This window comes from Paracoccus sp. MC1862 (assembly GCF_016617715.1).
GTDB lineage: Bacteria > Pseudomonadota > Alphaproteobacteria > Rhodobacterales > Rhodobacteraceae > Paracoccus.
Genome location: NZ_CP067225.1, coordinates 1,748,938 through 1,772,911 on the forward strand (window position 1 = coordinate 1,748,938; position 23,974 = coordinate 1,772,911).

A 23,974-nucleotide genomic window follows, 5' to 3' on the forward strand; every position below is an offset into this window, starting at 1 on the left:
CGTTACCAAGCGACGCTGCCAGCTTCAACGCCACGTTACGCTTTCATGCGGAAACCGGTGCGCAGCCACCACCATGCCGGCCCGTTGACCGCCACCACCGTCAGCAGGCAGACCAGCAGCCCCCGGGCCATGGGCGCATCGCTGACGCCGGCAAAGCCATGGCGCGCGCCGTCGATCAGGTAGAATATCGGGTTCCAGTGGGACAGGCTGCGGAAGGGTTCGGGCAGCGCCTGCACGGAATAGAAGGTGCCCGACAGGAAGGACAGCGGCGTCACCACGAAGTTCGTCAGCGCCGCCATCTGGTCGAACTTCTGCGCGATGATCCCGCCAAGGATGCCCAAGCCCCCCAGCATCAGCGCCCCTAGCAGGATGAAGGCCAGCGCCGCCCACGGATGCGCGGGCGGATGGCCGACCAGCAGCGCCAGCCCGATCCCGATCACCGTTGCGACTAGCAGCGCCCGGACCAGGCTGCCGGTCAGGTAGCCCGCCAGGATCTCGGCCGCCGACAGGGGCGGCATCAGCGTGTCCACGATATTGCCCTGCATCTTGGCCGAGATGATGGACGACGAGCTGTTGGCGAAAGCCGTCTGGATCACCGTCATCATCAGGATGCCGGGGCCGAGGAACTCGACAAAGGGCAGGCCCATGACCTCGCCCCGGCCGCGCCCCAGCGCCACGACGAAGACCACAACGAACAGCCCCGCCGTCATCAGCGGCGCCAGCACCGTCTGCTGCCAGACGGTCATGAAGCGCTGGATCTCGCGCGCGGCCAGCGTGGCCGTTCCCAGCCAGTTGATCCGGCCGAAGCGGCGGACGGGCATGGCGCCATAGTCGGCAGGGGCGGGACGAGGCATGACGGCGATCCTTGAAACTGCGGGCGCGGGGCGCTATTTCCGGGCATTCCCGGTTAGAACCGCGCGCCGCGGCTTGTGCAAGCCCGACAGCCGCCAAGGAGCAACCCATGTCCTGGACCGACGACCGCGTCGAGACGCTGAAACGCATGTGGGCAGAAGGCCAGTCGGCCAGCCAGATCGCCAAGGAGCTTGGCGGCGTCACCCGCAACGCCGTGATCGGCAAGGTCCACCGCCTGGGCCTGTCGAACCGCACCGAGAGCGAGGAGCAGCCCGCCGCCCCTGCCCCCGAGCCAACGCCCGAGCCCGTCGTCGCCCCTGTGGCCGAGGCACCCCCTGCCGAGCGCCCCGCGCCCCCCCAGCCCGAGCCCGAGGCGGAAGCCCCCCCGCAGCCCGAGCCCGCGCCGCAGCCGGTCTTCATCCCTCGCCGTCCGATCGTGCCCGCGGGCCAGCCGCTGCCGCCGCAGCCCTCGGCCAACGAGATCTCGCCCGAGACGCTGGCCTCGGTTCGCGAGGTCGAGAAGCGCGCCCTGAAGCTATCGCTGATGGAACTGACCGAGCGCACCTGCAAATGGCCGATCGGCGACCCGGCGACCGACAAGTTCTGGTTCTGCGGCCTGCCCAGCCAGGCCGGCAAGCCCTATTGCGACGCCCATGTCGGTGTGGCCTTCCAGCCGATGAGCGCCCGGCGGGACCGCCGGCGGTAAGGGCAAGCCCTTCCGCGTCGGCGCCACGGTTCCTGGCTGGGGCTCCCTGCCCCATCAATGGGACCATGCGCCCATCACTTCCCGAGAAGATTTCCGTTTGACCCAAGCGATTTAGGGATTTCTTAATCCTCCAGTGGGAAAGTCGGAGTCGCGGTACAGGCGGGGACGCCGATGACCGCTCCGGACCGAGGCGCCCTTGTTCCCTGCTTCACCGCCGGAACGGGGCGTCCTTTTACCCGGACAAGCGCAATGACTCCACAACCGCCCGTCATCATTTCTCCAGCCTTCAGCCGCTGCGCCTCCTGATCCAAGGGCCTCGCCATGGCTGAAATGCGCCCGCGACGCGCTTCGATCAGCCAAAGCCACCTTTCGACCAGCGAGTTCTGGACCATTTTCCTGCTGCTCGGGCCGGATAAAAATATCCCGGGGAAGCCGTGCAACGCATGGCAGGGGCAGCGCCCCATCTGATCGGATGCCATCGCCGGCAGCGACCTGATCCCTCAACCCGGACAGCGAGTTCCCGAGAAGCTCCGGCCTTCTCCGAACCGTATGTCGATCCGTGCCTCCGTGATCCGCAGGTCGACCTGCTCTTGCCCACATTCCTCACCCTCGGACATGCAGGCCCAGGTCGCGCGTTGCCAGCCATCGGCAAGCCCCTGCCGCCCGGTGACGCGCTCGTAATGGTTTTCGGTGATGCTGAACCTGCCCGCGCCGACAGAGATGATGCCCTCGCCCCCCGCCTCCATCGGGCAGTTGTTGCGATAACCCTCGATGTAATAGAGATCGTCGGCCCGTGCGGCGACTGTTGCCGCAGCCAGCGCAAGCGCGGCGGAAATCAGAAAGCGGATCATGGAAAACTCTCCTTGAAATAACCTGTTGCCCCATCATGGACACGTATCGCTGCCCTGCCCAGACCCGAACTACCGCGCATTCGAAACAACGACCTGCCGCTGGCAATGACTGCGCCCCTTGGGTAAACAGCCCCCGACCTGCCTTCAGGAGCCCCAATGGCCCGCCATCTCATCACCTCCGCCATCCCCTATATCAACGGCATCAAACACCTGGGGAACCTCGTTGGCAGCCAGTTGCCTGCAGACCTCTTCGCCCGCTACCAGCGCGGGCGCGGGTGCGAGGTGATGTTCCTTTGTGCCACGGACGAGCATGGCACCCCCGCGGAACTCGCCGCCGCCAAGGCGGGCAAGCCGATCGAGGTCTTCTGCGCCGAGATGCATCAGGTGCAGGCCGACATCGCCCGCCGCTTCGGCCTGTCCTTCGACCATTTCGGGCGCTCCTCCAGTCCCCAGAACCACCGCCTGACCCAGCATTTCGCGGGCAAGCTGGATCAGAACGGCCTGATCGCCGAGGTTTCCGAACGGCAGGTCTATTCCAACGCCGACGGCCGCTTCCTGCCCGACCGCTACATCGAGGGCACCTGCCCCAATTGCGGCTATGACAAGGCCCGCGGCGACCAGTGTGAAAACTGCACCAAGCAGCTCGATCCGACCGACCTGATCGAGCCGCGCTCGGCGATCAGCGGCTCGACCGACCTGGAAATTCGCGAGACCAAGCACCTCTACCTGCGCCAGTCGGCCTTGCGGCAGGAGCTTTCGGACTGGATCGACAGCAAGACCGACTGGCCGATCCTGACGACCTCGATCGCCCGGAAATGGCTGAACGACGGCGACGGCCTGCAGGACCGGGGCATCACCCGCGACCTCGACTGGGGCATTCCCGTCCGCAAGGGCGACCAGCCCTGGCCGGGGATGGAGGGCAAGGTCTTCTACGTCTGGTTCGACGCCCCCATCGAATACATTGCGGCCACTGCCGAATGGGCTGATGCGCACGGCAAGCCCGCCGGGGAATGGCGCCGCTGGTGGCGTCTGGACGAGGGCGCCGAGGACGTGCGCTACACCCAGTTCATGGGCAAGGACAACGTGCCCTTCCACACGCTGTCCTTCCCCGCGACGATCATCGGCTCGGGCGAGCCATGGAAGCTGGTCGATTACATCAAGTCCTTCAACTACCTGACCTATGACGGCGGGCAGTTCTCGACCTCGCAGGGGCGCGGGGTATTCCAGGACCAGGCGCTGTCGATCCTGCCCGCCGATTACTGGCGCTGGTGGCTGTTGTCCCACGCGCCCGAGGGTTCGGACGCCGAGTTCACCTGGGAAAACTTCCAGGTCTCGGTGAACAAGGATCTCGCGGACATTCTGGGCAACTTCGTCAGCCGCATCACCAAGTTCTGCCGGTCCAAGTTCGGCGAGACGATCCCTGAGGGCGGCGCCCACGGTCCCGAGGAACAGGCGCTGATCAAGGCCCTGACCAGCCGCATCCGCGCCTACGAGGGCTTCATGGAGGCGATGGAGGTCCGCAAGGCCGCGAACGAGCTGCGCGCGATCTGGGGCTTGGGCAACGAATACCTGCAATCGGCTGCGCCCTGGTCCAGCTTCAAGACCGACCCTGAAAGGGCCGCGATGCAGGTGCGGCTGGGCATCAACCTGATCCGCCTTTACGCGGTGCTGTCCGCGCCCTTCATCCCCTTCGCCGCCGACTCGATGCTGGCCGCGATGCGGACGCAAGACCGCAGTTGGCCCGACAACGTGACTGCCGCGCTGGACACCTTGACCGCCGGCCATGCCTTCGAGGTGCCCGAGGTGCTGTTCGCCAAGATCACCGACGAGCAGCGCGACGAATGGCAGGAGCGGTTCCAAGGCGTCCGTGACTGAGGTCGGCTGGACCGCGCTGCTGGCCTTCTGGGGGCTGGCGGCGCTCGGCGCGTGGTCCCAGACTCTGACCGGCTTCGCGCTGGGGTTGATCGTGATGAGCGGGACGACGCTGTTCGGCCTGTTGCCGGTGCCGGTGACGGCGCAGATCATCTCGGTCCTGGTGCTGCTGAACGGAGCGATGGTGCTGTGGCGCGACCACCACCATGCCGACCGCAAGGCGGTGATCGCGGCCGTCGTCGGCGCGGTGCCGATGATCGCGCTGGGCTACTGGCTGCTGCAATGGATGGTGGGCTCGGCGCTGGAATGGCTGCGGCTGATCCTGGGTGTCTTCATCGCGGCGGCGGCGCTGCAACTGGTGCACCGGCCGCAGCCTTGGGACGACCGCTCGCCCACCCCGGCCTTCGGCATCGCGGGGGCGACCGGCGGGATCATGGGGGGGCTGTTCGCGACCTCGGGGCCGCCGCTGATCTGGCTCTTGTATCGCCAGCCGCTGGCGCTGGACACGATCCGAGTGACGCTGGTGAGCTATTTCGTCATCACCCAGGCCTTCCGGCTGGTGCTGACGGTGGCGGACCGCAGCTTCGACCGACTGACGGCGGTGGCGCTGGCCGGCGCGCTGCTGGCGGTGGCTTTCGGAACATGGGCGGCGCGGCGCTTTCCGCCGCCGGTCTCGGCGCTGGCGATCCGGCGGGCGGCGCTGGTGCTGCTGTTCCTGTCGGGCGTGGGGCTGATCGGCACGGCGGGCATGGCACTGGCGCGCGGTTGACCTCGGGCGCAACGCCCCGCAACCTCGCCCCGCATCCAGATTCGAGGCCCCATGACCCATTGCATCCTCATCGGCGCCCCTGTGGACAGCGGACAGCAGCGGCCCGGATGCCTGATGGGGCCTGCCGCCTATCGCGTGGCCGGGATCGCGCGGACTCTGGAAAGCCTCGGCCATGGGGTCGAGGACCGGGGCGACCTTGCGCCGGGGCCGCTGGGCCGCGAGACGACCGGTAACGCGGCCGTCCGGCACCTGCCCGAGACGCTCGCCTGGACCCGCGCGCTGGCCCATGCGGGCGAGGGGGCAATGGCCGAGGGGATGCCGATCTTCATGGGGGGCGACCATTCGCTGTCGCTGGGATCGGTCGCGGGCGTGGCGGCCCATGCCAGGGCGCGGGGGCGGCCCCTGTTCGTGCTGTGGCTGGACGCGCATTCCGACATCCACAGCGTCGAGACGACCAAGTCAGGGAATCTGCACGGGACTCCGCTGGCCTATCTGACAGGGCGGCCGGGATTCGGCGCCTTCCCCCCCTTCCCGGCCCCGGTCCCCGAGGAGAACATCTGCCTGTTCGGCATCCGCAGCGTCGATCCGGCAGAGCACGCGGCGCTGGAAGCCTCCGAGATCGTGGTCAACGACATGCGGGTGCTGGACGAGTTCGGCTTTGCCGTGCCGATGCGGGCTTTTCTTGAGAAGGTCCGCGCCGCGAACGGGATGCTACATGTCAGCCTCGACGTGGATTTCCTTGACCCGTCCGTCGCGCCGGCGGTGGGCACAACGGTTCCCGGCGGGGCGACCTTCCGCGAGGCGCATCTGGTCTGCGAGCTGATTCACGAAAGCGGGCTGATGACTTCGCTGGATCTTGTGGAACTCAATCCTTTCCTCGACGAGCGGGGCAAGACGGCGCGGATGATGGTGGATCTTGTCGGCAGCCTGATGGGGCGCAAGGTCTTCGACCGACCGACGCGGTCGGGGTAGGCTACCAGTTGCGCCGCCACCTCGGTTGGGGGGATGACGCCCCGTTTCCCAAGGATCGGCAGCGGCTGACGGGATGCGCATCATTTTAGATGCTTCATCGTTGAGCCGGGGCCGGTCCCCGTCCTATCCTTTCCTTGCTCATGGTGCGTGGTCTCACTCCGGGCAAGGGCCAGCCCCCAAGGGGCTGGCCCGACTTGTTCCGGCCAAAGGGCAAGGGGCGCCGGCTGGGAACGACATGCCTTCGGGGGTTGACCTCGCGGGGCCGGCCCGGTGAAGTGCCGCGATCATGCCCAAGCCGATCACGCTGTTCGCCCCGAGCCTTCGTTCCGTTCCGATCCCCTGGTCTGCCGGGCGCCGACGATAGCGCCCCGCGACTGCCGGACGGAACGGAACAGGACACCCATGATGAACAGCTTTCTCGACATTCACACCACGCCCAAGGACGACCTGCGCGGCATCATCGACAATGCGCGGCGGATAAAGGACGCGCGCAACGGGGCGCCGAAGGGCACGCCCGACGCCGAGCAGCCGCTGAAGAACCGCATGGTGGCGCTGATCTTCGAGAAGCCCTCGACCCGCACCCGCGTCAGCTTCGACCTGGGCGTGCGGCAGATGGGCGGGCAGACGATGGTGCTGTCGGGGCAGGAAATGCAGTTGGGCCACGGCGAGACCATCGCCGACACCGCCCGCGTGCTGTCCCGCTATGTCGATCTCATCATGATTCGCACCTTCGAAGAGGCGACGCTGCTGGAGATGGCGGAATACGCGAGCGTTCCCGTCATCAACGGGCTGACGAACCGCACCCATCCCTGCCAGATCATGGCCGACGTGATGACCTTCGAGGAACATCGCGGCCCCATCGCCGGGCGCAAGGTGGTCTGGTCAGGCGACGGCAACAACGTCTGCGCCTCGCTGATCCAGGCGGCGGGGCAATTCGGCTTCGACTTCACCTTCACCGGACCGCAGCCGCTGGACCCGGAACGCGAATGGCTGGACTTCGCCCGCGGCCAAGGGGTGAAAGCCGAGATCGTGCGCGATCCCATGAAGGCCGTCGAAGGCGCCGATCTGGTCGTCACCGATACCTGGGTGTCCATGCACGACCCGCAATCCGCCAGGGAGCGGCGGCACAACCAATTGCGCGGCTATCAGGTGAACGAGGCGCTGATGGGCCGCGCAAAGCCCGGCGCGCTGTTCATGCACTGCCTGCCCGCTCATCGCGAGGACGAGGTGACCTCCGCCGTCATGGACGGGCCGAACAGCGTCGTCTGGGACGAGGCCGAGAACCGCCTGCACGCGCAGAAGGCGATCATGCGCTGGTGCCTCGGGGCCTGACACGAGCGGAAAATCAGCGGCGGCGGGTTGGCTTTCCGTTGGAAAGTCCGTCAACATCGGCGGAACCCAAGCGCAGGAAGGACCTTTCCATGCCCCCCAGAACCATTCTCGTGACTGGTGCGTCGAGCGGTCTGGGGGCGCATTTTGCTTCTGTTCTTGCGGGTGACGGGGCGCGGGTTGTTCTGGCCGCCCGCAGCGAGGGGAAGATCGCGGCGCAGGTCGATGCGATCCGGGCTTCGGGCGGGGATGCGCAGGCGGTGGCGCTGGACGTGGCGGATGCGGCGTCTGTCGCGGCCGCTTTCGCGCAGGTCGCCGGACGCATCGACGTGGTGGTGAACAACGCCGGCATCACCGCGACAGCGCCCGCGATCGACACCGACCCGGAGGAGTTCGGCGCCGTGCTGGACACCAACGTCAAGGGTGTCTTCCACGTGGCGCAGGCGGCGGCGCGGCGGATGCGCGACACGGGCGGCGGCGCCATCGTCAACGTAGCCTCGATCCTCGGCTTCCGGGTGGCGGGCAATGTCGCGGCCTATGCCGCCTCCAAGGCCGCCGTGGTGCAGTTGACGCAGGCGCTGGCGCTGGAATGGGCGCGCTACGGCATCCGTGTGAACGCGCTCTGCCCCGGTTATATCGAGACGGCCCTGAACCGCGACTTCTTCGCGACCGAACCGGGCCAGACGCTGATCCGGCGCATCCCGCAACGCAGGCTCGGGCAGCTTGGCGACCTCGACGCGCCCCTGCGGCTGCTTTGCTCCGACGGGGCGCGCTACATGACCGGATCGTCCATCGTCGTCGATGGCGGCCATCTCTGTTCCAGCCTGTGAGGGTTCCCCATGGATTTCACCATTCCGCCGCGCATCGAGGATTACCGCCGCCGCATCGCCCGCTTCGTCGAGGACGAGCTGCTGCCGCTGGAGGAGGACCGCGCGAACTACGACGCGCACGAGAACATCCGCCTTGATGTGCTTGAGGTGATGCGGGACAAGGCGAAAGCCGAGGGGTGGTGCCTGCAACTCAAGCAGGAAACCGGCGGGCAGGGTCTTGGCAAGATCGGCATGGCGGTCTGCTACGAGGAGATGAACCGCTCGATCTTCGGCCCCGTGGTGTTCAACTCGGCCGCGCCCGACGACGGCAACATGATGGTGCTGGAAAAGGCCGGCACGCCCGAACAGAAGGCGCGCTGGCTGCAGCCCATTGTGGATGGCCGCGTCCGGTCGGCCTTCGTGATGACCGAACCCCATCCCGGCTCGGGCTCGGACCCCGGCGGCATGATGCTGACGACTGCCACGCGGCAGGGCGACAGCTATGTGATCCGCGGCCGCAAGTGGTTCATCACCGGGGCCGAGGACGCGGGGCATTTCATGCTGATCGCGCGCACCTCGGAGGACCCGCGCAAGGGGCTGAGCGCCTTCCTGTTCCACCGCGACACCCCCGGCTGGCGGATCGAGCGGCGCATCCCGATCATGGGGCCCGAGGAACACGGCGGCCATTGCGAGCTGGTTTTCGAGGACATGGAGATCCCCGCCGAGAACCTTCTGCTGAACGAGGGCGACGGTCTGAAGCTGACGCAGATGCGGCTGGGGCCGGCGCGGCTGACCCACTGCATGCGCTGGCTGGGGCTGTCGAAGCGCTGCGTCGAGATCGCCACCACCTATGCCCATGAACGCTTCGCCTTCGGCGAGCGGCTGTCGAACCGCGAAAGCATCCGCATCATGCTGGGCGATCTCGCCATGCAGATCGAGGTGGGCCGCCTGCTGGTGATGAAGGCCGCCTGGGCGCTGGATCAGGGAAGCTATGCCCGGAAAGAGGTCTCGATGGCCAAGGTCCATGTGGCGAACCTGCTGCACAAGGCCGCCGACACCGCGATCCAGATCAACGGGGCGCGCGGCTATTCCAAGGACACGCCGCTGGAATGGATCTACCGCTACGCCCGCCAGGCGCGGCTGGTCGATGGCGCGGACGAGGTCCACAAGATGGTTCTCAGCCGCAACCTCGATGCCGAGGGGCGGGGGTTCTGGTCCTGGCCGGTCGAGGGGGATGAGGCATGAGCGAGGTCACGCCCGAACGGCTCAATCCCTTCCTGGCCCAGCACTTCGGCCCCGGCGAGACGCACCTTTCGCGCATCGGCGGGGGCCAGTCGAACCCGACCTTCATCGTCGATCACGGCGCCCGCCGCATGGTGCTGCGCAAGCAGCCCGCGGGGGAAATCCTCAAGGGCGCCCATGCCATCGACCGCGAGTTCCGGGTGATGCGGGCGCTTGAGGACACCGATGTGCCGGTGCCCCGCGCGCTGCTGTTCCACGAGGACGCCGCGCTGCTGGGCACACCCTTCTACCTGATGGACTTCGTCGAGGGCCGGGTCTTCTCCGACGGCCGCCTGCCTGACCTCTCCCCGGCCGAACGGCGCGAGGTCTACCTGTCGATGGTCCGCACTCTTGCCCGGCTTCACCGGGTCCGGCCGGACGAGATCGGCCTGTCGGACTTCGGCCGCCCCGGCGACTACTTCGCCCGCCAGATCCACCGCTGGACCAGCCAGCTCGAGGCCTCCTCCTTCGCGGAGGACAGGGTGCTGCTGGCGCTGTCGGAACGGCTGGCCGAACTGCAGCCGCCCGACGACGGGCTGTCCTCCATCGCCCATGGCGACTTCCGGCTGGGCAACATGCTCATTCACCCGACCGAGCCCCGCGTGATCGCCGTCCTCGACTGGGAACTGTCCACCATCGGCCATCCGCTGGCCGACCTCGGCTTCGCCGCCATGCCCTTCCACACCAGCCCGGACGAATACGGCGGCATCCTCGGCGCCGAAACCGAGGGCATCCCCACCGAGGCCGGGTTCTTCGAAGCCTACCGCGAGGTCCACCCCGAGGTTCCCCCGCCCCAAGCCTTCCACATCGCCTTTGCGCTCTTCCGCTTCGCGGTGATCTTCACGGGCATCGCCGACCGCGCCGCCCAGGGCACCGCCGCCGACCCCGAGGCCGCCCGCTACGCCCCGCTGGCGGGCCGCTTCGCCCAAAGAGCCTGGGAGGTGCTGGGAGAAACGCCGCCCGAAGGCTGATCCGGCCCGACCGGGAGAAAGGCCGGCGGCATCCCTGCCGGCCGATGCCCGTGGATCAGCCGCAGCGCCGCGGAACGGCAACCCGCCTCCGCCGGCCTGCCCTGTTGCCCGAGGAGCAAGGCGCTGCAGGGCGCACTCGTGACCGCAGGAGGCTTTGGGCGGGCAAGCGAGTTCGGCGCGACAAGGCGGCCCCCGCCGCCACCCCTGGCTGGACGCTGCGACAGGTTGCTCGCGGGCGGGAGTGCCCGGGGGCAGCGCCGCCGCCAAATCGTGGCGCAGAGCTTTGCCTAGGCGGGATCGCTTCCTCAACAGGCGATCTGCGCGGTCGCCCGCAGTTCCCCGGCGGTGGCGGTGCCGAGGCCGAAGAACTCCAGATAGGCCGGGATCATCTCGAACAGCATGTCGGTCCCGACCTGATACCGGCAGCCCCGCCGCGCCGCCGCCCGCAGGAAGGGCGTCATCCCGGAACTCAGCACCACCTCGCCCACAAAGGCCGAGGGGTCGATGCGCTCAACGTCCAGCGGCAGCGGATCGCCAGGACGCAACCTCACGAGAGTGGATGAACCGCCAGGCCAGCGAGCAACTCAGACTGTTGATTGCCGCCTACAAGGCGCTGGCAGGTCTCTTATAGCGCCTGACAGCCGACCCGAGCCATCTGCGCGCCCTGCGCCAGTGCATGCCTATGACGACGCGCCGCTGGACCTCGGGGCTGACTGCTGCCGCATCTGCTCTGCGATTGAGGCCACGCTGCCAGAAACCAAAAAGCAGATGCGCCTTGCGAAAGGCGCCGCCTGTGAAAAGACCGAGGAGGTCGGCGGGGCCACATGCAGGAACTCATGGTCTTACTGCGGAACCTCATCCGCAAGGCGCTGAACCTCGCGCCGATGTCGGGCAACCTCGCCAACCCGTGGCAGGATCATGTACGCCTTGCAAGCCACTCTGGTGGTCACGGCGGGGATGAAAAGTGCAGCGGCCGCATCGGTGAAGGCGACATGGACGCTGGCAGCGGCATGGTAACGAACATGGTCACAAGCCGCCCGGACCCCGGCCCGCAGGATGCGCGCTTCTGGCACGGATCATCGCCACCGAAGTCTTGTTTGTGCCGCGGAAGCCTTATGTGAACTGCTCGCGCATCATGCGTTCGTCCATCCCGCGGCCGGAATCGAATAACAGGCGATGGGCAATGCGGGGCTCGCTGCGGATTTCCACCCACAGCACCCGGTCCACCTGCTTGGCGTCGGCGTCGGCCATGACCGGGCGCTTGCGCGGGTCCAGCACGTCCATGCGGATCACGGAATCGTGGCGCAGGATTGCCCCCCGCCAGCGCCGCGGGCGGAAGGGTGCCAACGCCGTCAGCGCCAGCACGTCCGAGCCCATGGGCAGGATCGGCCCGCCCGCCGAATAGTTGTAGGCCGTGGACCCGGCGGGGGTCGCGACCAGCAGCCCGTCGCAGACCAGTTCCTCCATCCGCACGCGGCCGTCCACGCTGATGCGGATGCGGGCAGCCTGCGGACCGGCGCGCAGCATCGACACCTCGTTGATTGCCAGCGCCCGGTATTCGTCGCCGTCCGGCGCGCCCGCTACCATCGACAGCGGGTTGATGACGGCTTCCTCGGCGGTGGCGATGCGCTGCGGCAGATCATCCTCGGCATAGTCGTTCATCAGGAAGCCGACCGTGCCCCGGTTCATGCCGTAAACCGGCCGCCCCAGGTTCTGCCGCAGCACTGACAGAAGAAAGCCGTCGCCCCCCAGCGCCACCACCGCGTCGGCGCGGTTGGCCGGGGTCTGGCCGTAACGCTCCATCAGCCGGCCCATGGCAGACAGGGCGGTGTCGGTCTCGCTTGCCGTGAAGTGGATCGCGGTCATGCCGGCCATCCATGCATGTCCCCTGCCCCTTGTCGAGAGCGAGGCGCTGGCAAGGACCCTGCAAAGCCGTTAACAGCTTGGGAAACGCCCCGGAGGAACCCATGACCGACAGCGCATTCTTCACCGAGACCCTTTCCACCCGCGACCCTGCGATCTTTGACGCGATCCGGGGCGAGCTCGGGCGGCAGCGCGACGAGATCGAGCTGATCGCGTCCGAGAATATCGTCTCGCGCGCGGTGCTCGAGGCGCAGGGCTCGGTGATGACGAACAAATATGCCGAAGGCTATCCGGGCAAGCGCTACTACGGCGGCTGCGAATTCGTGGACATCGCCGAAAACCTCGCCATCGACCGGGCGAAGCAGCTGTTCGGCTGCGACTTCGCCAACGTCCAGCCGAACTCGGGCAGCCAGGCCAACCAGGGGGTCTTCCAGGCGCTGCTGACGCCCGGCGACACCATCCTCGGGATGAGCCTCGATGCGGGCGGGCACCTGACCCATGGCGCCAAGCCCAACCAGTCGGGCAAGTGGTTCAACGCCGTGCAATACGGCGTGCGCCAGCAGGACAGCCTGCTCGACTACGACCAGGTCGAGGCGCTTGCCCGCGAGCACAAGCCCAAGGCGATCATCGCCGGCGGCTCGGCCATCCCGCGGATCATCGACTTCGCCCGGCTGCGGGGGATCGCCGATCAGGTCGGGGCCTGGCTGATCGTGGACATGGCGCATTTCGCCGGGCTGGTGGCGGCGGGGCTTTACCCCTCTCCCTTCCCGCATGCGCATGTGGCGACGACCACCACCCACAAGACGCTGCGCGGCCCGCGCGGCGGCATGATCCTGACGGACGACGCGGATATCGCGAAGAAGGTGAACTCGGCCATCTTCCCCGGCATCCAGGGCGGGCCGCTGATGCATGTCATCGCCGGCAAGGCCGTGGCCTTCGGCGAGGCGCTGCGGCCGGAGTTCAAGGACTATTCGCGGCAGGTCGTCCTGAACGCGCAGGCGCTGGCGGATGAGCTGATGAAGGGCGGGCTGGACATCGTCACCGGCGGCACCGACACGCATCTGATGCTGGTGGACCTGCGGCCCAAGGAGGTGAAGGGCAACCAGACCGAGGACGCGCTGGGCCGCGCCCACATCACCTGCAACAAGAACGGCATCCCCTTTGACCCGGAAAAGCCCACCGTGACCTCGGGGGTGCGGCTCGGCTCGCCCGCCGGCACCACGCGCGGCTTCGGCGAGGCCGAGTTCCGCCAGATCGGCCGCTGGATCGTCGAGGTCGTGGACGGCCTGGCCGCCAACGGCGAGGGCGGCAATGCCGAGGTCGAGGCCCGCGTCGCAGGCGAGGTCAAGGCGCTGTGCGCAAGGTTCCCCCTCTACGACGGGATGTGAGGAACAGGGGCGCGCCGGGAAAACCAGAAGCCACAAGCCATGCGTCCCGCGGCAGCCTGCCGCGGGATTTTTCCGCCTGAAATGATTTTCATCCTTGGCGCCGATCCCGCCAGATCGGCGGCAGACGTGACTGATACGGCAGGACTCTTTCCCGAAGCCGGCGCTGCCCGAGGTGTCTCCATCAGGCTCCGGGAACGTCATCCCCTGCCATGGCGGCTTGACCATGCCTGCCGGAAACGGGAAGCAGGTCAGGGCATACATAGCGACTTGGGTGCGAGGGAGATGACGATGGCCAAGGTGCGAGCGATCTCCAACGCGCCCAATGCACCACTCAGCCAGGACCCTCACCGGGTCAGCACCCCTCGCGAAAGGGATCTTCAGGTGGCGATCGGGCGCGAGGTCCGCAGCATCCGCCGCCAACATTCGATGACGGTCGCCGACCTTGCCCGCAAGACCGGGCTTTCCGTGGGGATGCTGTCGAAGATCGAGAACGGCGTCACCTCGCCCTCGCTGATGACGCTGCAGACGCTCAGCCATGCGCTGTCCACGCCGGTGACGGCCTTCTTCCGCCTTTTCGAGGAACGCCGCGAGGCGCAGCATGTGAAGGCGGGGCAGCATGTCGAGATCGCCCGGCGTGGCACGCGGTCGGGGCACCAGTACAACCTGCTGGGGCACCTGGGGCCGAACCAGTCGGGCGTGGTGGTGGAGCCCTATCTCATCACGCTGACCACGACCTCGGACGTGTTCCCGACCTTCCAGCATGATGGGCTGGAACTGATCTACATGCTGGAAGGCGAAATCGTCTATCGCCACGGCGACCAGACCTATCACCTTCGTCCCGGCGACAGCCTGTTCTTCGACGCCGACGCGCAGCACGGGCCGGAAGCGCATATCGCCCTTCCGGCCCGTTTCCTGTCGGTGATCTGCTATCCGCAGGGCTAGGCGGGCACGGCCTCCGGCTCGTCCTCGGGCCACCAGCCCAGCGATGTCGGCGCACCGTCGTCATGCCGGGAAAGCCACTCGACCAGAAGCGCGCGGTTGCGTGCGAAGCCCTTGTATTCCGCGAGTTCGTCCGGCAGTCCCTTGAGGACGCGGTGCAGACGGCGGCCCCATTTCGGCACCGTCACCAGATCCTGGAAGCTGATCAGGTAGCAGCGGATGCCGAAGGCGATCGCGTTGGACCGCGGCAGGCGATACAGGGTCTGCAGCTCGACCCGCAGATGCTGGCGCGCGCCGACGGTGTCGGGGGTCAGCGTGGCCTTGCCCGGTCCCCATTTGGGATAGTTCTCCGGGCTGGTGTCCAGCAGCGGATCGACCGTCATGGTCCAGTTGAAGCGACGGACAGGCGCGCCGTGCTGCAGCTTCAAAAGGAACTTCAACGCGCGGTCAAAGATGCCCATGCCGCCCGCCAAGGGCACCGGGGCGTGCCATTCGTGAAAGCTCATCCCGATGTCGAAGTCCAGCGACCAGTCGGCCTGGGTCGTGACCATGCCGGCCTCGATCCACAGGTTCTCGTCGCGCTGGTCCTGCAGGGTGAAGTCGCCCTGCGTCTGGCGGGTGATGTATTCCATCGGCCCGCAGGGCAGCGTCGTTTCATCCAGGAAGGTGAAGGTGTCATCGACGCCCAGCGGCCGGTTGATCCAGCGCCAGCGGTCGCCGTCCTTGTGCAGTTCGAACAGGTCCGGGTAGTCGCGGGCCTTGGATTCCATGATGAGTTCCAGCAGGTCCCATCCGGCCAGCGTCATGTGCGGCAGCGACTGGCAGCGCAGCGGGTCATCCGCCAGCACCTGCGCGCGGTCCCGCATTTCAGAGATGTAATGCTCGTCCACGTCAAAGGTATGCTCGAAGATCGAGCCCTTGCGGCCGGGCACATGCGGCTCGATGTTCACCGAATACATGTAGTCGTCTTCGGGGAACGGAAAGGGAAAGCGCCTGATTCCCTCCGGCGAGTTGCGGAAGGTATAGTCGTTGCGGAAGGTGACGTCGCTGAACTGAATTCCCATTCTCTCCTCCTAGAGATCCAGGACCAGCCTGCTGCCGGTAAAGCGCGACACGCAGGGCATGATCTTCTTCTGCGAGGCGCGCTGTTCGGGCGTCAGCCAATGGTCATTGTGCTCGATGTCGCCCTCGCAATCGAGGACATTGCATTCGCATTGTCCGCAGGCGCCGCCGCGGCAGAGATAGGGCGGATCGACGCCCGCGGCCTCGATGGCTTCCAGCAGCGACTGGACGGCGGCGACCTCGACGGTGATCCCCGTCCGCGCCAGTTCGACCGAGAAGGGCTTGCCCACCGGCGGGGCCAGGAACTCCTCGGAATGGATCGCTCCCCTCGGCCAGCCGGCCTGGGCGGCAAGCTCACGGACGGCGTTGATCATGCCCTTCGGGCCGCAGACATAGACATGCGTCCCCAATGGCTGGCTGCGCAGAAGGCGCGGCAGGTCGATGCGGATGTTCTCGTCGTCGTAGTAAAGATGCACGCGGTTGTCGTAGCTGCGCTTCAGTTCATCCCCCAACTGGCCGAGCGAGCGGCTTTGCACCCCGTAATGCAGTTCGAAATTGGCGTTCCGTCGGTCCATCTGCGCCATATGCGCGATGAAGGGAGTGATGCCGATGCCGCCCGCGATCAGCAGGTGCTTGCGCGCCCGCGCATCCTCGGGGAACAAGTTGACCGGGTAGCTGATCGTCATCTCCATGCCGGGCGTGACATGGTTGTGCATGTAAAGCGACCCACCCCGGCCGAAGTCATCGCGCCGGACCGAGATGGAATAGCCCTTGGTGTCCGAAGGATCGCTCATCAGCGAATAAGGGTTCAGGCGGCGTGTGCCGTTGTCGTTCATCTCGACGACGACATGGCTGCCGCCGGAAAAGGGCGGCACCGGGCTTCCGTCCACCGGCTCGAAGCGGAAGGTCTTGATCAGGGCGTTGACCGGGATCACGTCTGCCACGCGGGCCTGGATATGGGGGCCTCCGCTGCTCATGGGAACTTCTCCACCATTTCCGGCACCTGGCCGGGGTCCTCGGCGTCTATGTTGACCCCCTGGAAGGCCGCGATCCGGCGCGAATAATGGTCGCGCACGTAAAGATGCAACCCGCAGTGGCTGCAGACCATCGGATCGGTCGTGACATTTTCGGTGATGCCCTTGCAATGGACGCATTGGACACGGCGGGCCAGCGAGCCCCGATGCTCGGTATGCACCCCATCATGGGGATAGCCCACCTTCATCGCCTCGCTCTGGACCACGCCGATCAATGTCTCGGTCCCCGCAAGGTAGATCTGCAGGCCCATGTGGGCGTCGCCCAGCGCCTTGCAGATGCGGGGCATCGCGGCCGACAGCGAAGGGCCGTGGTAGAACCGCGCGGCCCCCAGTGCGGCAAGCCGGTCGCCCATGTCGGTGCCGTTGGCGGCCCTGACATAGATGACATGGGCGGTCGGGCGCAGGTCGATCCCCTGCCCGTCCGCCTTGGCGAAGAGGTCGAGCAGCGCCCCGCCCCCCTCGCCGTCCGCCACCATCAGATGCTCGCTTCCGGGATGGGGTTCGAGCAGCCCATAGACCGGGCGGGTCGTGATCGAGGGAGGGAATGCGGTGTTCATCATCATGGGATCACCCTGCGTCAGCCCTTGGCGGTGCGCCGCTTCTTCTCGACATCGTAGAAGGGCATTGAATGGGTCGTCGCGGACACGTCGCCATTGGCGGTCCTGACGGTCACGGTCTTGCCATCCGTGGCGTAATCGACCGGAAGGCGGGCGATCGCGACGGTGTAGTCGTTCACCGGCGAGGCCAGCCCCTGCGTCACCACCCCGATCCTGCGGCCGCCGTCATGGACCTCGGCGCCATTGTCGGGCTGGCTGTCGCCGTCGAGCTTGAGGCCCCAGATCTTGAACCGCTCCTTGCCCTTCAGGCGGGCGTGCTCCTCGGCGCCGCGGAAGCCGGTGAAGTTCGGCGAGACGGTGAAGTCGAGACCCAGTTCCCACAACGTATCGCCGGTGGAATCGTCGTCGAAGGGGAAGGTTTCCGAGTTGTCGCCCGGATAGAACAGAAGATAGCTTTCGGTCCGCAGCAGGTCCAGCGTTCCGAACTGCACGGGAACGATCCCCATTTCCTTGCCTTCTTCGAGGATGCGGTCCCAGATTTCAGGCGCATCCTCGCCCTTGCAGAAGATCTCGTAGCCGCGTTCCCCGGTATAGCCAGTGCGCGAGATCATCACCGGCTTGCCGAACAGCGAGGTCTGGATATGGCCGAAATAGGCGAGGTTGCGGATGCCCGCGACGTGCTTTTCCAGGAAGTCCACGGCAAGCGGACCCTGCAGCGACAGGTCGTGCATGTTGTCGTCGAACAGGACCGCGACGTTCCGGCCCGCACCCGCGGTGGTCAGTTGCTCGGTCCCGAGGCCGGTGCCGTGGACCACGAGGTAGTTGTTCGGACCCTGCCGGTAGATCACGCAGTCGTCGATGAACTTGCCGGCGTCGTTCAGCATGCAGGCATAGACCGCCCGGCCCGGCATCAGCTTGGCCATGTTGCGGGTGGTGGCGCGCTCGATCACCTGGGTCGCGGCGGGGCCAGTGACATGGACCTTCTTCAGGCCCGAGACATCCATCAGCCCCGCCTTGGTGCGGATGGCCGTGTAGTCGTCGATCATCGGCTTGTCATAGGTCCAGGCGGTGGGCATCCCGTTCCAGTCCTCGAGCTTCGAGCCGAGGGCGCGGTGACGGTCAGCCAGGGTCGAGATACGCCAGGAATTGGTCATCGGTTTTCTTCTCCGTGAAGTTGTTGGTCGATTGTTGCGTGGCAAGTTCCCGGAAATCAACTTCTATGTGAAAAAATATTACTGACAGGCAATTTTCGGCAAGCCTGAAAACGGCCCCGGCAGGACGCGCCTGCCGGGGCCGGGTCTTTCCGCCTATTCGGGAAGGACGAAGAACCAGTTCGCCCACAGCACCACGGCGACCCCGCCCGCCAGCGCCAGATAGGGCAGGATTCCGGCCCTGCGCTCGCCCAGCTTGCCATCGTTGGACAGCCCGAGGTCATCCAGCGCGGCCTGCGGGAAGATGCCCTTGTCCACGACATAGTGACGCCAGGCGAAGACCGGGATGATCAGGGCGGAAAAGATCAGACCGGCCCAGAGCGCGTTGGAATAGCCCCAGACCTTGGCACCCGCCCCGAGGAACATGGCGTTGACGAAGGCCAGCACGGTGTTCAGCCCGATCAGCCAGGTCGGTGCCTTCCACGGCCGCGGCAGGTGAGGCGAATCGATCCGGTGGATCCAGCCCGCGTTGAGGTTGAGGAAGTTGAACAGCAGATATCCGACATTCGAGATCGCGAGAACGTAGAAGTATCCGCCCGCGTCCGACGCCAGAGCCAGCAGGAACAGGTTGAAGACGATGTTCGTCGCCATTGCGCCCACGGGCGCGCCGTTCCGGTTCACCCGGCTCAGATAGACCGGCAGCCAGCCGTCCAGCGACCCCTGGTAGAGCGTCCGCGCCGATCCTGCCATCGAGGTCATGATCGCCAGCATCACCGCCAGGATCATCAGGATCACGAACAGTTGGACCCAAAGCTGGCTGCCGCCGACCAGCCGCGCCAGCGCCTCGCCGATGCCGGTGCCGTCCACGATCCCAGGCGCCAGCATTGCCTCATGGCCATAGACGCCCTGGAAGGTAAAGGGAATCAGCATGAAGAAGAGGATGCAGAGAAGACCCGAGTAGAAGATCGCCTTGAAGGTGTCGGTCTGCGGATTGCGAAGCTCGCGGGTGTAGCAGACGGCTGTCTCGAAGGCGTAGGTGGACCAGGCGGCGATATACATGCCGCCCAGGAAAAGCGTCCATCCGCCCACACCCCAACTGCCATCCTCGGCCGAATAGGCGGCCGCGGGCGGGACGATGTCGGTCACGTTCGACCAGTTGATCGAGCCGGTCAGGATCGGGATGATGCCCACGGCCAGCAGCGGGATCAACACGATCAGCGCCAGGATCTTCTGGGCCGAGGCGGTCGAGGCGATGCCGCGCCACTGGATCAGGAAGATCACCAGCATGATCAGCGCGCCGATCACGAAGGTGGCGTTGAAATGCAGCGTGCCGAGGCCGGGGATCTGCAGGGCCGCCGCTTCCCAGACGCGGAAGGCCGGGGTCAGCGCCTCGATGGCATTGGCCGACAGGATGGCGTCGATGCCTTCCTGCGCGGTTCGCCCGCCATTGGCCCCCAGCCATTCGACCACCCGCGGGTCCGAGTCGGTGATGCTGCCGATATTGGCCTGCATCCAGTCCAGCACCGGGGCGCTGCCCGCCAAGGGAATCGGGAACAGGGCGTTCAGGATGTAGCCGGCCGCGATGGCGCAGCCAAGCGACAGCACCGGGCTCCAGGCGAACCAGTTGCACCAGACGGACAAGGGCGCGACCAGCTTGGAATAGCGCAGCCAGGCCGTCGCGCCATAGACCGAGGTGCCCCCGGACTTGTTGCCGAACAGCCCCGCCATCTCGGCATAGGTGAAGGACTGCAGGAAGCCCATCGTCATCGAGACGATCCAGACCAGGAAAGCCGCCTTGCCGGCAACCCCGGCGATCCCGCCGATGCTGAACAGGACCAGGGGCGGGACGCCGGTGGCGACCCAGAAGGCCCCTTTCCAGGTCAGCGTTCGCTGCAGCTCGTTCGGATGCGAGTTGCCCAGCGCCTCCCGTTCCGTACTGATTAATGTCATCGGCTTCGGTCTCCATCAGGTGATGCGGGATGCTGGCTTGCTGCGCGGTCGGTCAGATCGGGACAGGTGTGATCAGCAGCCGCCGACAGGGGGCTGCGCGGGATGCGTCAGGGGTTTCTTGCCGTCGCGGGGTCCGTGGCCCGGATGCGCGGGACTCGGAAAGCGCCAATCATGGCGATGGTGCGGGCGGGCGGCCCGTTCAGGAACCGGCCGGCCATGTTGGGCCGGAAGGGATCGTTCCGCGTCCGTCAGACAGCGGGCGCAGGCGGGCTGCTCCAAGGGATCGGGCTGGTCGCGCCGGGAATGACGCGGCGCGATCAATCGGGTTGGGCAGCCGTGAGGCGGTGACCGAGAGCCTTGGAGACGTCCGTGCGGGCCGATGTTCCGGCCTTCCGTTTCTCGTCCCGACCGCGATCCCGTATGCCGTGGCAGGCAACTTATTTACCCGAAGGGAATATGGAGGTGCGACAATCTGTCAAGAAAGTTTTTTTCGCCGATCCGAAAAGCTTTCGTTGACCGGCACCCCGACGTTACCTCAAGGTGAAAAAAGTTTCACTGCGGTAAGTCGCGTCGCGGCCCTGCCGCCCCTCCCGAACAGAGGATATCCACCATGTGCGGAATCGTCGGATTGTTCCTGAAGGACCCTGCGCTCGAGCCACAGCTTGGGGCCATGCTGACCGACATGCTGATCACCATGACCGACCGCGGCCCCGACAGCGCGGGAATCGCAATCTACGGACGCGGCGAGCCGGGCCGGGCAAAGCTGACCATCCAGTCCGCCGACCCCGGGCATGATTTCGCCGGACTGGCCGAGGCGGTGGGCGAGGCGATCGGCGCCGAGGCGCGGGCCGAGGTCAAGGACACCCATGTCGTCCTGACCGTCCTCGCCGACAAGCTGCAGGAGGCGCGGGAGGCCGTGCTGGCGATCCGCCCCGGCGTCACCGTGATGAGCGCGGGCGAAGAGGTCGAGATCTTCAAGGAAACCGGCCTTCCCAAGGACGTGGCCGCCCGCTTCGGGATCGAGCGAATGGCCGGCACCCATGGCATCGGCCACACCCGCATGGCGACCGAATCAGCCGTCACCACGGCCGGGGCGCATCCCTTCTCGACGGGGGCCGACCAGTGCCTGGTCCACAACGGCTCGCTCTCGAACCACAACTCGGTCCGCCGCCGCCTCAAGGCCGCCGGCATGAGTTTCCAGACCGAGAACGACACCGAGGTCGCCGCCGCCTTCCTGACCCACAGGATGCACGAGGGCGCCTCGCTTGAGCAGGCGATGGAGGCGACGCTGACCGATCTCGACGGATTCTTCACCTTTGTCGTCGGCACGAAGGACGGCTTCGGGGTGATTCGCGACCCGATCGCCTGCAAGCCCGCCGTGATGGCCGAAACCGACCAGTATGTGGCCTTCGGGTCCGAATATCGCGCGCTCGTCAACCTGCCGGGGATCGAGAATGCCCGCGTCTGGGAGCCGGAGCCCGCGACCGCCTATTTCTGGGAGCGCTGAAGGAATGAACAATTTCGATTTCGACACCCGCGGGCTGCGCGCCGAGGCCGTGCCGCAGAACAGCATCGAGACCGGCACGCAGGTCTTCGACCTCGAAGCCCGGGGCCTGCGGGCGCTGAACGGCACGCTGCACGCCCTGCCGCCGGACACCAACGAGACAAGCTGGGAAATCGTGAATCCCCGGGGCAGCCACGCCATTGCGGTCGGCGTGAACGCGCCCCTGGACATCACCGTGCGCGGATCGACCGGGTATTACTGCGCCGGGATGAACAAGCTGGCCAGCATCCGCGTCCATGGCTCGGCCGGGCCGGGCGTGGCCGAGAACATGATGTCGGGCACCGTCATCGTCGAGGGCGACGCCAGCCAGTATGCCGGCGCCACCGGGCGCGGCGGGCTGCTGGTCATCAAGGGCAATGCCTCGTCGCGCTGCGGCATCTCGATGAAGGGCATCGACATCGTCGTGCATGGCAACATCGGCCACATGTCGGCCTTCATGGCGCAGTCGGGCAACCTCGTGGTCCTGGGGGACGCGGGCGACGCGCTGGGTGATTCGCTCTACGAGGCGCGGCTGTTCGTCCGCGGCCGCGTGAAAAGCCTGGGCGCCGACTGCATCGAGAAGGAGATGCGGCCCGAGCATCTGGAGGCGCTGGAGGATCTGCTGCGCCGGGGCGAGGCCGACGCCAAGGCCCGGCCGGAACAGTTCCGCCGATATGGCTCGGCCCGCCAGCTTTACAACTTCAACATCGACAACGCATCCGCCTATTGAAGGTCCGGCCATGAACGAGCTTCCGCACACGCCCCCGAAGTATTCCTGGACCTTTTCGCCCGAGGTCAACGCCGACATCCGGCGGGCCGCAGCCTCCGGCATCTACGACATCCGCGGCGGCGGGTCCAAGCGGCGCTTGCCGCATTTCGACGACCTGCTGTTCCTTGGCGCCTCGATCAGCCGCTATCCGCTGGAAGGCTATCGCGAGCGTTGCGCGACCGATGTCTGGCTGGGCACCCGCCACGCCAAGAAGCCGATCCATCTCGACATTCCCGTGACCATCGCGGGGATGAGCTTCGGCGCCCTGTCCGGCCCCGCCAAGGAGGCGCTGGGCCGCGGCGCCTCGGCCGCCGGCACCTCGACCACCACCGGCGACGGCGGCATGACCGAGGAGGAGCGCGGCCATTCGAAGACGCTGGTCTATCAATACCTGCCCTCGCGCTATGGCATGAACCCCGACGACCTGCGCCGGGCCGACGCCATCGAGGTGGTCGTGGGCCAGGGCGCCAAGCCGGGCGGCGGCGGGATGCTGCTGGGCCAGAAGATCTCGGACCGGGTGGCGATGATGCGCAACCTGCCGAAAGGGATCGACCAGCGCTCGGCCTGCCGGCACCCCGACTGGACCGGGCCGGATGACCTTGAGATCAAGATCCTGGAACTGCGCGAGATCACCGATTGGGAAAAGCCGATCTACATCAAGATCGGCGGCGCGCGGCCTTATTACGACACGGCCCTGGCGGTGAAGGCGGGCGCGGATGTCGTCGTCCTGGACGGGATGCAGGGCGGGACGGCCGCCACGCAGGACATCTTCATCGAGCATGTGGGCATGCCCATCCTCGCCTGCATCCCGCAGGCGGTGAAGGCGCTGCAGGACCTGGGGATGCACCGGCAGGTGCAGTTGATCGTCTCGGGCGGCATCCGCAACGGCGCGGACGTGGCCAAGGCCATGGCGCTCGGGGCCGATGCGGTGGCGATCGGCACGGCGGCGCTGATCGCGCTGGGCGACAACGACCCCGCGCTGGAGGAGGAATACCGCAAGCTCGGCACCACCGCCGGCGCCTATGACGACTGGCACGAGGGCCGCGACCCTGCCGGCATCACCACCCAGGACCCCGAGCTTTTCGGCCGATTCGATCCGGTCCTCGGCGGGCGGCGATTGACGAACTACCTCAAGGTGATGACGCTGGAGGCGCAGACCATCGCGCGTGCCTGCGGCAAGAATCATCTGCACAATCTCGAACCCGAGGATCTGTGTGCCCTGACGGTGGAAGCCGCAGCCATGGCGGGGGTTCCTGTCGCCGGAACAAGCTGGATCCCGGGGAGGACCGGCTACTGAGAACGCCAA

General features: G+C 66.7%; 24 protein-coding genes. 15 read left to right on the plus strand and 9 right to left on the minus strand.

Features of this window, described 5'->3' with window-relative positions:
* Positions 1-35 precede the first annotated feature (35 nt).
* Complete coding sequence (locus JGR78_RS08670) at positions 36-854, minus strand: ABC transporter permease (RefSeq protein WP_234450690.1); 819 nt, start codon at positions 852-854, stop codon at positions 36-38.
* Between the two features lie 107 nt (positions 855-961).
* Here JGR78_RS08670 and JGR78_RS08675 point away from each other — a divergent pair, with 107 nt between their 5' ends.
* Complete coding sequence (locus JGR78_RS08675; RefSeq protein WP_182791811.1) at positions 962-1,558, plus strand: GcrA family cell cycle regulator; 597 nt, start codon at positions 962-964, stop codon at positions 1,556-1,558.
* A 321-nt stretch (positions 1,559-1,879) separates the two neighbouring features.
* Positions 1,880-2,026 carry a hypothetical protein gene (locus tag JGR78_RS08680; protein ID WP_182791810.1) on the plus strand — a complete coding sequence of 49 codons (147 nt, stop codon included), beginning with the start codon at positions 1,880-1,882 and terminating at the stop codon, positions 2,024-2,026.
* 32 nt (positions 2,027-2,058) lie between these two features.
* Here the strand turns inward: JGR78_RS08680 and JGR78_RS08685 are convergent, their stop codons facing one another.
* The gene (locus JGR78_RS08685; protein ID WP_182791809.1) at positions 2,059-2,409 is read right to left on the minus strand and encodes a hypothetical protein; all 351 of its coding nucleotides are present in this window, start codon (positions 2,407-2,409) and stop codon (positions 2,059-2,061) included.
* A gap of 156 nt (positions 2,410-2,565) precedes the next feature.
* On the opposite strand from JGR78_RS08685, the gene metG reads away from it, so the two are divergent.
* From metG to JGR78_RS08720, 7 genes are all read left to right on the plus strand, one after another.
* Positions 2,566-4,284: a methionine--tRNA ligase gene (metG, locus tag JGR78_RS08690; RefSeq protein WP_182804192.1), complete on the plus strand. Its 1,719-nt coding sequence runs from the start codon at positions 2,566-2,568 to the stop codon at positions 4,282-4,284.
* A complete protein-coding gene (locus JGR78_RS08695; protein ID WP_182804189.1) occupies positions 4,277-5,050 on the plus strand; it encodes a sulfite exporter TauE/SafE family protein in 774 nt (257 codons plus the stop codon). The genes metG and JGR78_RS08695 overlap by 8 nt, the downstream gene beginning before the upstream one ends.
* A gap of 51 nt (positions 5,051-5,101) precedes the next feature.
* A complete protein-coding gene (gene rocF / locus JGR78_RS08700; RefSeq protein ID WP_182804187.1) occupies positions 5,102-6,022 on the plus strand; it encodes an arginase in 921 nt (306 codons plus the stop codon).
* A gap of 405 nt (positions 6,023-6,427) precedes the next feature.
* The gene (gene argF, locus JGR78_RS08705; RefSeq protein ID WP_182791979.1) at positions 6,428-7,354 is read left to right on the plus strand and encodes an ornithine carbamoyltransferase; all 927 of its coding nucleotides are present in this window, start codon (positions 6,428-6,430) and stop codon (positions 7,352-7,354) included.
* An 89-nt stretch (positions 7,355-7,443) separates the two neighbouring features.
* On the plus strand, positions 7,444-8,181 hold the full coding sequence (locus JGR78_RS08710; RefSeq protein ID WP_182804185.1) for an SDR family NAD(P)-dependent oxidoreductase: 738 nt from the start codon (positions 7,444-7,446) through the stop codon (positions 8,179-8,181).
* A gap of 9 nt (positions 8,182-8,190) precedes the next feature.
* The gene (locus JGR78_RS08715) at positions 8,191-9,405 is read left to right on the plus strand and encodes an acyl-CoA dehydrogenase family protein (protein WP_200559272.1); all 1,215 of its coding nucleotides are present in this window, start codon (positions 8,191-8,193) and stop codon (positions 9,403-9,405) included.
* Complete coding sequence (locus JGR78_RS08720) at positions 9,402-10,412, plus strand: phosphotransferase family protein (protein WP_200559273.1); 1,011 nt, start codon at positions 9,402-9,404, stop codon at positions 10,410-10,412. The genes JGR78_RS08715 and JGR78_RS08720 overlap by 4 nt, the downstream gene beginning before the upstream one ends.
* 305 nt (positions 10,413-10,717) lie before the next feature.
* Here JGR78_RS08720 and JGR78_RS08725 read toward each other — a convergent pair whose 3' ends face one another.
* The gene (locus tag JGR78_RS08725; RefSeq protein WP_200559274.1) at positions 10,718-10,963 is read right to left on the minus strand and encodes a hypothetical protein; all 246 of its coding nucleotides are present in this window, start codon (positions 10,961-10,963) and stop codon (positions 10,718-10,720) included.
* 273 nt (positions 10,964-11,236) lie between these two features.
* Here JGR78_RS08725 and JGR78_RS08730 point away from each other — a divergent pair, with 273 nt between their 5' ends.
* Positions 11,237-11,533 carry a hypothetical protein gene (locus tag JGR78_RS08730; protein WP_182793937.1) on the plus strand — a complete coding sequence of 99 codons (297 nt, stop codon included), beginning with the start codon at positions 11,237-11,239 and terminating at the stop codon, positions 11,531-11,533.
* Here the strand turns inward: JGR78_RS08730 and JGR78_RS08735 are convergent.
* Positions 11,526-12,278, minus strand: a complete 753-nt coding sequence (locus tag JGR78_RS08735) for an NAD kinase (protein ID WP_370576506.1) — start codon at positions 12,276-12,278, stop codon at positions 11,526-11,528. The two genes, JGR78_RS08730 and JGR78_RS08735, sit on opposite strands and share 8 nt — an antisense overlap.
* Positions 12,279-12,379: 101 nt before the next feature.
* Between JGR78_RS08735 and glyA the strand changes: the two genes are divergently transcribed.
* Together glyA and JGR78_RS08745 are read left to right on the plus strand one after the other, a co-directional pair.
* Positions 12,380-13,663, plus strand: coding sequence for a serine hydroxymethyltransferase (gene glyA, locus JGR78_RS08740; RefSeq protein WP_200559275.1), 1,284 nt, complete (start codon positions 12,380-12,382; stop codon positions 13,661-13,663).
* A gap of 288 nt (positions 13,664-13,951) precedes the next feature.
* A complete protein-coding gene (locus JGR78_RS08745) occupies positions 13,952-14,605 on the plus strand; it encodes a cupin domain-containing protein (protein WP_182790483.1) in 654 nt (217 codons plus the stop codon).
* Here the strand turns inward: JGR78_RS08745 and JGR78_RS08750 are convergent.
* From JGR78_RS08750 to JGR78_RS08770, 5 genes are all read right to left on the minus strand, one after another.
* Positions 14,602-15,666 carry a DUF3445 domain-containing protein gene (locus tag JGR78_RS08750; RefSeq protein WP_182790484.1) on the minus strand — a complete coding sequence of 355 codons (1,065 nt, stop codon included), beginning with the start codon at positions 15,664-15,666 and terminating at the stop codon, positions 14,602-14,604. The two genes, JGR78_RS08745 and JGR78_RS08750, sit on opposite strands and share 4 nt — an antisense overlap.
* A gap of 9 nt (positions 15,667-15,675) precedes the next feature.
* Complete coding sequence (locus JGR78_RS08755; RefSeq protein ID WP_182790485.1) at positions 15,676-16,641, minus strand: PDR/VanB family oxidoreductase; 966 nt, start codon at positions 16,639-16,641, stop codon at positions 15,676-15,678.
* On the minus strand, positions 16,638-17,258 hold the full coding sequence (locus tag JGR78_RS08760; RefSeq protein WP_182805790.1) for a dimethylamine monooxygenase subunit DmmA family protein: 621 nt from the start codon (positions 17,256-17,258) through the stop codon (positions 16,638-16,640). The genes JGR78_RS08755 and JGR78_RS08760 overlap by 4 nt, the downstream gene beginning before the upstream one ends.
* Before the next feature lie 17 nt (positions 17,259-17,275).
* Positions 17,276-18,409 (minus strand): aminomethyltransferase family protein, encoded by a 1,134-nt coding sequence (locus tag JGR78_RS08765; RefSeq protein ID WP_182805787.1) that lies wholly within the window; start codon positions 18,407-18,409, stop codon positions 17,276-17,278.
* Positions 18,410-18,562: 153 nt separating this feature from the next.
* Positions 18,563-20,356, minus strand: a complete 1,794-nt coding sequence (locus JGR78_RS08770) for an APC family permease (protein WP_182805785.1) — start codon at positions 20,354-20,356, stop codon at positions 18,563-18,565.
* A 610-nt stretch (positions 20,357-20,966) separates the two neighbouring features.
* On the opposite strand from JGR78_RS08770, the gene JGR78_RS08775 reads away from it, so the two are divergent.
* Genes JGR78_RS08775 through JGR78_RS08785 form a run of 3 tightly spaced genes read left to right on the plus strand, consistent with a single transcriptional unit; the run spans position 20,967 to position 23,965 of the window.
* Entirely contained in the window at positions 20,967-21,863 is an 897-nt protein-coding gene (locus JGR78_RS08775) for a glutamine amidotransferase family protein (RefSeq protein WP_182805783.1), read from the plus strand.
* Positions 21,864-21,867: 4 nt separating this feature from the next.
* Positions 21,868-22,629, plus strand: a complete 762-nt coding sequence (locus JGR78_RS08780; RefSeq protein WP_182790489.1) for a GXGXG domain-containing protein — start codon at positions 21,868-21,870, stop codon at positions 22,627-22,629.
* Between the two features lie 10 nt (positions 22,630-22,639).
* Positions 22,640-23,965, plus strand: a complete 1,326-nt coding sequence (locus JGR78_RS08785; protein ID WP_182790490.1) for an FMN-binding glutamate synthase family protein — start codon at positions 22,640-22,642, stop codon at positions 23,963-23,965.
* The last annotated feature ends 9 nt before the right edge of the window (positions 23,966-23,974 follow it).

Bases quoted from the DNA above. Each gene is read 5' to 3' on its own strand.
- JGR78_RS08670 (WP_234450690.1), bottom strand. From the start codon at position 854: ATGCCTCGTCCCGCCCCTGCCGACTATGGCGCCATGCCCGTCCGCCGC.
- JGR78_RS08675 (WP_182791811.1), top strand. From the start codon at position 962: ATGTCCTGGACCGACGACCGCGTCGAGACGCTGAAACGCATGTGGGCA.
- JGR78_RS08680 (WP_182791810.1), top strand. From the start codon at position 1,880: ATGGCTGAAATGCGCCCGCGACGCGCTTCGATCAGCCAAAGCCACCTT.
- JGR78_RS08685 (WP_182791809.1), bottom strand. From the start codon at position 2,409: ATGATCCGCTTTCTGATTTCCGCCGCGCTTGCGCTGGCTGCGGCAACA.
- metG (WP_182804192.1), top strand. From the start codon at position 2,566: ATGGCCCGCCATCTCATCACCTCCGCCATCCCCTATATCAACGGCATC.
- rocF (WP_182804187.1), top strand. From the start codon at position 5,102: ATGACCCATTGCATCCTCATCGGCGCCCCTGTGGACAGCGGACAGCAG.
- argF (WP_182791979.1), top strand. From the start codon at position 6,428: ATGAACAGCTTTCTCGACATTCACACCACGCCCAAGGACGACCTGCGC.
- JGR78_RS08710 (WP_182804185.1), top strand. From the start codon at position 7,444: ATGCCCCCCAGAACCATTCTCGTGACTGGTGCGTCGAGCGGTCTGGGG.
- JGR78_RS08715 (WP_200559272.1), top strand. From the start codon at position 8,191: ATGGATTTCACCATTCCGCCGCGCATCGAGGATTACCGCCGCCGCATC.
- JGR78_RS08720 (WP_200559273.1), top strand. From the start codon at position 9,402: ATGAGCGAGGTCACGCCCGAACGGCTCAATCCCTTCCTGGCCCAGCAC.
- JGR78_RS08730 (WP_182793937.1), top strand. From the start codon at position 11,237: ATGCAGGAACTCATGGTCTTACTGCGGAACCTCATCCGCAAGGCGCTG.
- JGR78_RS08735 (WP_370576506.1), bottom strand. From the start codon at position 12,278: ATGACCGCGATCCACTTCACGGCAAGCGAGACCGACACCGCCCTGTCT.
- glyA (WP_200559275.1), top strand. From the start codon at position 12,380: ATGACCGACAGCGCATTCTTCACCGAGACCCTTTCCACCCGCGACCCT.
- JGR78_RS08745 (WP_182790483.1), top strand. From the start codon at position 13,952: ATGGCCAAGGTGCGAGCGATCTCCAACGCGCCCAATGCACCACTCAGC.
- JGR78_RS08750 (WP_182790484.1), bottom strand. From the start codon at position 15,666: ATGGGAATTCAGTTCAGCGACGTCACCTTCCGCAACGACTATACCTTC.
- JGR78_RS08755 (WP_182790485.1), bottom strand. From the start codon at position 16,641: ATGAGCAGCGGAGGCCCCCATATCCAGGCCCGCGTGGCAGACGTGATC.
- JGR78_RS08760 (WP_182805790.1), bottom strand. From the start codon at position 17,258: ATGATGAACACCGCATTCCCTCCCTCGATCACGACCCGCCCGGTCTAT.
- JGR78_RS08765 (WP_182805787.1), bottom strand. From the start codon at position 18,409: ATGACCAATTCCTGGCGTATCTCGACCCTGGCTGACCGTCACCGCGCC.
- JGR78_RS08770 (WP_182805785.1), bottom strand. From the start codon at position 20,356: ATGACATTAATCAGTACGGAACGGGAGGCGCTGGGCAACTCGCATCCG.
- JGR78_RS08775 (WP_182805783.1), top strand. From the start codon at position 20,967: ATGTGCGGAATCGTCGGATTGTTCCTGAAGGACCCTGCGCTCGAGCCA.
- JGR78_RS08780 (WP_182790489.1), top strand. From the start codon at position 21,868: ATGAACAATTTCGATTTCGACACCCGCGGGCTGCGCGCCGAGGCCGTG.
- JGR78_RS08785 (WP_182790490.1), top strand. From the start codon at position 22,640: ATGAACGAGCTTCCGCACACGCCCCCGAAGTATTCCTGGACCTTTTCG.